A 1,521-nucleotide genomic window follows, 5' to 3' on the forward strand; every position below is an offset into this window, starting at 1 on the left:
ACACCCCGATCCCTGACCAGCCTGACAGCCTCGAGCTTGAACTCCCGGCTGAACTTGCGTCTCTCCATAAAAACTCTCCAGTTCCAAAAACACCTTAACTCGGTGTCCTCAAAACCGGCAGCAGCTCGACAAAATAGGCAGCTGTCACCCTGAAGACGGAATACTTGGTTGCGTATCCATCGATTGCGGACTTGCGTTAACGTCCCCGGCTGCCCGCCTGGCAAAAATTCGCTTTGGCTCCGTTCTGCCAGTCCGTGCAGCGCCCGATCTGGAAGCTGTTCGATCACAGCGTCAAAGGTCTTGACAGGGATTGGTCGTACGATTTTTGCGTATCGATGAAAGGGTTGGCTCGGCGTGCCGGTGAGTGTATTCATCTGCACTAAGGTAATCGGGGATTTCAGCGTTTGGATGTAATTGAATAATACATCGACCAGATTGGGTTTTTCCGGCGAGGGGAGGACGTCCGCAATCTGGCACACGCCGAAGTAGTGCGCAGGCTGGGTGTCTCTCGGTTCATACAGAATCACTGTCCGCCCGATCACTGCTAAAAGGCGCACTTCGTGAAAGACGGGAATTTCAAGAACGCGCCGATCGTCGCGAAATTGATACTCTCGTGCATTCAACACAAAAGGCATGGCCAACCCTTACGCACATATCCGATAGGGAAGTCTACGCAGAGGCTGCGACAAAAAAGTAAATTTGCAGTCAGGCAATACCAATTTCGAAGTGTTGACGAGCCGATCCTGTGTGCAACGGCGACCACGTCGCTTTCAACCCAACCACCACTAAACTTTATTCCAACACACTTTCCTCGGGAAAGTCGTTTGGCACTAGGGGTTCATGACACTTGTTCACATTGGTGGCGTCTGTCAAAATTGAAATTACGACGATTTAGGCCCAAGGGGTTGCCAGCGGACCGGGTGCCGCCTATAACCCGGTCATCGCTGCAGAGCACAGCGCCTCCGGGCCCTGAACGAAGCAGCAAGCGACTGAAATCAAATGCAAATTTGAAATTGGTTTAGTGGGTTTCGAAAGATTTCGGAATTCACGAAAATGGGTGTTGACGAAGCAAATGCTTCTGACTAAAACCCACGAACGCTAACGACGCCGAGCACTTGTTGCTCCCACTGATTAGCGGTTCTTCGAAAGGGCAGACGATCTGCCGGGAAACCGGATAGAAACTCTTGTCTCTAAGAAATCCGGAAGCTTAGCTTCCACCATGACGTGTCCGGTTTGTAGCCGATGGGTCAGCTCTTTGACATTGTGAAGATTGAAGAAAGAGAAACGTGGACGGCGAGGTTCTTGCGAACTGAAGCTGGAGTTTACTCCGGTGGAAGTTATACAAGACTTCGATGGGTGCACGTTTCTAGAGGTACACTCTTTTAGCGCTTTAATAGCGCAATTTGATGTGTGTCCTCGTCAAAACGCAAACGTGCATCTAGCGACAATAGTCATGATTAAACTTGAGAGTTTGATCCTGGCTCAGAACGAACGCTGGCGGCAGGCTTAACACATGCAAGT

General features: G+C 50.6%; 1 protein-coding gene and 1 rRNA gene. One reads left to right on the forward strand and one right to left on the reverse strand.

The window, feature by feature from the left end; genetic code table 11:
* Nucleotides 1-635, reverse strand: a 635-nt coding sequence (locus tag JHC09_RS16780; RefSeq protein ID WP_199532916.1) for a transposase, incomplete at its 3' end; no start/stop codon positions are given.
* An 824-nt stretch (nucleotides 636-1,459) separates the two neighbouring features.
* On the opposite strand from JHC09_RS16780, the gene JHC09_RS16785 reads away from it, so the two are divergent.
* A 16S ribosomal RNA gene (locus JHC09_RS16785) occupies nucleotides 1,460-1,521 on the forward strand; the annotation flags it as partial.

Origin of the sequence: Devosia sp. MC532 (genome assembly GCF_016461625.1) — a bacterium.
In the GTDB taxonomy this organism is placed as follows: domain Bacteria; phylum Pseudomonadota; class Alphaproteobacteria; order Rhizobiales; family Devosiaceae; genus Devosia.